Genomic DNA, 3,868 nt, shown 5'->3' on the forward strand with positions numbered 1-3,868 from the left:
ACCAAACGCAGCAAATGGCAAGCAACGTTCTGCATGGGCGAATGGTTGCCAACCAGAAGCAGTGCCTAGGCGACCTTCGGCGGCGTCATGTCTTTCAATGAGTGCCCTCAGCGTCGCCGACTGTCGCGAAGCATGATCACAGATACTACCGCAAGAACAATAATGAAGAAGCTAAGGAAGATGAAGATGTTGGCCCAGAACGGGAGCGACATCCAGAACTGCCTGAAAGTCACGAACGACATTGCAAAGAAGGTTGCGATCCCAACGAATGCTCCAACGCCAATCACCAGCAGCGCTGCCAGTCGCCAAAGCGGAATGCGCCGCACGTAATCACGGCTGCTTTCCCCGTCGCGGATGTCGTGTTCCGTTATTTTCATCAGCAGGAGTGTACCATGTCACTGCGCCTGACCGTGAGGCTCTGTAGTGGCCAAGAGCAAGTCGTCGATTGCCTTCTTGGGTTGCAGGAGTCCTTCACGGTTACTCTGAATCTGGCATGAAACGATCGGGACGATCGGGACGGACTGGTTGCGCATCACGGTGGGTCGGCCGGAAATCAAAACGATGCTGTACAGGCCGTTTCCGTGCAGGAGGCCCCCGATGCCGTCGAAGGCTATCGTAGGAGCCCCGTAGTCGAGGGCGGCAGGCCCCGAGGACTCCTCGGATTTGGTCAAAACCACCCCCTACCTTATCGGAATTTTGCCTGATCCTCCCGCACGGCTACCACAGTGTCGACGGTATTAAGCGCGAGGACCAAGGATCGCACGGACCGGATCAGTGTCCGGTGAAAACCAATGTCTGAATGGGCAGAACCAGTGCCTGGATCCTCAGGATCATCGCATGAACAAGCCCGACCGCATCGACCGCATGAAGGAGGACCTTTTTGACGGAGCTGGTGTCCTTCGCCTCGATGCGATCATGATTGCTAGAATAGGCGTTGACGATACAGCTGCTTCCTGGCGTCACCCCCTCGAGCCCATCGGGATAAAGCGGCTCGAGAAATGTCAGGATCGTGCCAGGCCTGGCGACCTGTTGTGCGTCAATCAACTGCTCGCCACCGCGAAACTGCCCGGCTGCGATAAAATCCTGCAGCGCGGTCACCACCATCGGAATGACGACCCAAGGCTTCGAGATGCAGACGGCCTCGGCAACCATCCCGACCTTCATGACCTGCGCCTCGATCTGGGAGAAGCCGGCCTGCAACGACGATCGTCCGGCCCCCTCGGGGATCAATACGCCGCCCGCGCGCATGTTCGGATTGACGAGGTCGCCAGCACGAAGCGCAAATTGTTCGACACGGCCGGTGAACCCGGCTCGGATCACCGTGTTCTCGATGTCGATCTGGGCCAAAGCCAGGGCCGCCTGAGCACTTTCCCTCTGCGCCGGCAGCAGCGTCGAGATCCGTATCTGGGCAGTATCGTGTGCTGCGGTCGCCGAGTTCAAAGCGGCTTCTCTCCCGGCAACGCTGACCTCCAGCTTCTCGATCTCACGCTGCGCGACGACATTCGCGTTTCGTCGCACCAATTCCTGCTTGGTCCGCAACTCGTCCTGCGCCTGCTGGAGGTCGCTCCTCGCCTCCTGGATCTTGGATTCACTCGAGGCGAGCTCGGATCGGGCGACAACCAGGGCAGCGTCGGCCTCGGCAATCTTGCGGCGGGCGGTCTCGGCTGCCGCTTCCTGCTCACGGCTGTCCAGGCGGAAGATGGGGGTTCCTTTTTCGACCCTGCCGCTGAGCCCGACAAAGACCTCTGCGACCTTTCCTCTGTTCTCCGGCATGATCGGCACTGCCCTGAAGAACAGGGTCGCGTTCGTGGTCGAGGGGTGAAAGTAGAAGACCACCGTGATCAGCCCGACTGTCAACATCGCGCAGGCCGTGATGCCCCAGCGCAATTCGAACCAGACTGAGTAGAGCGTGATCTCCTTGCCAATGCGCCTGCCCTGCCAGTAACGGCGAAAAAGATAGTCGGGCAGGATCGTCAAAAGCGAGCAGAACATGAGCTCAAGCATGGCTCGGCTCCTTCTGCCGGGCATGGTGCCCCGGCTCGTGAACGACCGGCGTCTTCCGGGTATCGGGCGGGTCTGGTGGCTCGGTTGTTGCCCCGCCGCTGCGGCGGGGCGCCGAGCCTGCAATTCGCTYGAGAGCGTGAGCCATGCGGCCGAAGAGGCCGGAGAAGTCGGGCAACTCGATCAACGCCAGCAGAAGCCCGGCCACCCAGAACAGGTGGATATGGGTGAACAGCGCCAGAAGCCCGAGGACCGCGACAATTTCGAACTGGAGCTTATTGGACTTGTGCGCCATCCGCTCGGGCAACGTGTGCAGACGAAAGAAGATGATGCCAACCGTCAGGACCGCAACGACGAGGACCACCGCCATTGCGACCATGAGATAGTCGGTCTCTCCCGGTGCCGTGATGAAAGACGGCAAATGGTGCGAAGCAGCAGGATGAATGTTGGGCGACGACATGGCTTCCGCACCCGACCCTTGACGCTATCGCGACGGTATCCGTGTCAGGCGCGAAACKCCAGCCCGCGCCCGATCACTTGAGAGTCACCTGGAACGCCTCGGTAAAGACGAGCTCGATCATGTCGCCGCGCTTCAGCTTCTGGAGATCGGCGGCGAGGACGGGATCCGCGACCGGCAGCGAACGCCGTCCATCCGGACCGTCGATCGTGGCAATTTTCTTGGCAGCGTCGAAGCCGTTGAACTTTGCCGTCACGGTCGCGGTGCGGGTCASAAACCGGGATGGGAGGTTCTGGAAAACCGCGTCAGACTTGCCTTCGGAATACCGGATGCCGGGCTTGAGTCCCTTCTTCCCTCTGGTCACGGCCGCGATTGCCCCGTCGATCCGCCTGATTTCGAGGTTGTCTCCAACCTTGACCCTGGAGAGATCACCGAAAACCTCCGGCACCTCGACAAGCCAACGGTGGCCTCGCTGCTGCACGATTATGGTGTGATTGGCCCGGTCGACTGCCGCAACCTTGACATTGAGCTCATCGATGGCCGCCGGGCCGACACCCGCGACAATGACCGTCTGCGCTCTGGCCGGCTGGCTGTCGGACCAGGACGCCACGCCGGCAAGCAGGGCGAAAGCAAGCGACCAGTGCTTCAATGTCGACATGTTGTGGCCTCCGGGTTGGCCCGCCTGGATCCCTCGTCGTTCGCCTCTGCGACCGCGGGGGGAAGCGGGACTTCGGTGAAGCTGCAACGATAGGCGACGGCCCAAGGGGGCGGGAGTAGCTAACGGGAGGTTACGCTCGTACCACGCTGTCGAGTGGTCGGGACGCTGTGCTAGCTTCCGCAAGTCCCGCCCCTATTGACTCAGTTTCACTGGTCGCACGCATCGGTTGCGGCCCCTTGCCGGGCGTAGCCTCCYGTTAGTTACTCCCGCGGRCGYGATCTTTCTCCATAGTGGWCGYRACGTRGCGCTCGTCGGCGGGAGWACCGTTGCGATGGATCAGGGCGTGYTGGCTGCCATYCGGCATCTTCCAGCCYATGGRAGGTCGATTAGGGAAAGAGCACTYCGMAGCGAGAGTTTTCGCACGCTCTGCGCAGACCTCGCCGAAGCCGAACGGGCCTTGGCGGAATGGGAGAGTTCGGCCCTGCCGATCCGCAAGGCGCGTTGCATCGAATATCGACAGCTCGTCGAGAGCCTCGAAGCCGAGCTCAGGGAAACCCTTGGTCGTCCGGACGGCATTTGACGAGGCAGGCAATCGCGATTTCAACTGGAGAGGAAACGGCAATGCCCCAGACCGCGGCGCACGGCGCGAAAGCCGACATTCTCGCCGACGAGAGTTTCATGTCGGCCGACGACCTCAAAGCCTACATGGCGGACATCGAGATGGCGAAGGCATCCAAGATGCTGGGTGCCAT

The 3,868-nt window shown here is 61.0% G+C and carries 4 protein-coding genes; all 4 read right to left on the reverse strand.

Annotated elements, in window-relative coordinates:
* Positions 1 to 107 precede the first annotated feature (107 nt).
* A complete protein-coding gene (locus AC1D34_RS34845) occupies positions 108 to 377 on the reverse strand; it encodes a hypothetical protein (protein WP_441508827.1) in 270 nt (89 codons plus the stop codon).
* Between the two features lie 394 nt (positions 378 to 771).
* Positions 772 to 2,004 carry an HlyD family secretion protein gene (locus AC1D34_RS34850; protein ID WP_441508826.1) on the reverse strand — a complete coding sequence of 411 codons (1,233 nt, stop codon included), beginning with the start codon at positions 2,002 to 2,004 and terminating at the stop codon, positions 772 to 774.
* Positions 1,997 to 2,461 carry a hypothetical protein gene (locus AC1D34_RS34855; RefSeq protein ID WP_476826697.1) on the reverse strand — a complete coding sequence of 155 codons (465 nt, stop codon included), beginning with the start codon at positions 2,459 to 2,461 and terminating at the stop codon, positions 1,997 to 1,999. The genes AC1D34_RS34850 and AC1D34_RS34855 overlap by 8 nt, the downstream gene beginning before the upstream one ends.
* Positions 2,462 to 2,534: 73 nt before the next feature.
* On the reverse strand, positions 2,535 to 3,116 hold the full coding sequence (locus AC1D34_RS34860; RefSeq protein ID WP_476826698.1) for a hypothetical protein: 582 nt from the start codon (positions 3,114 to 3,116) through the stop codon (positions 2,535 to 2,537).
* Positions 3,117 to 3,868: the final 752 nt, after the last annotated feature.

The organism is Allobosea sp. P1_A7 (genome assembly GCF_056406775.1).

Coding starts and splice junctions, on each gene's coding strand:
- AC1D34_RS34845 (WP_441508827.1), bottom strand. CDS start 377: ATGAAAATAACGGAACACGACATCCGCGACGGGGAAAGCAGCCGTGAT.
- AC1D34_RS34850 (WP_441508826.1), bottom strand. CDS start 2,004: ATGCTTGAGCTCATGTTCTGCTCGCTTTTGACGATCCTGCCCGACTAT.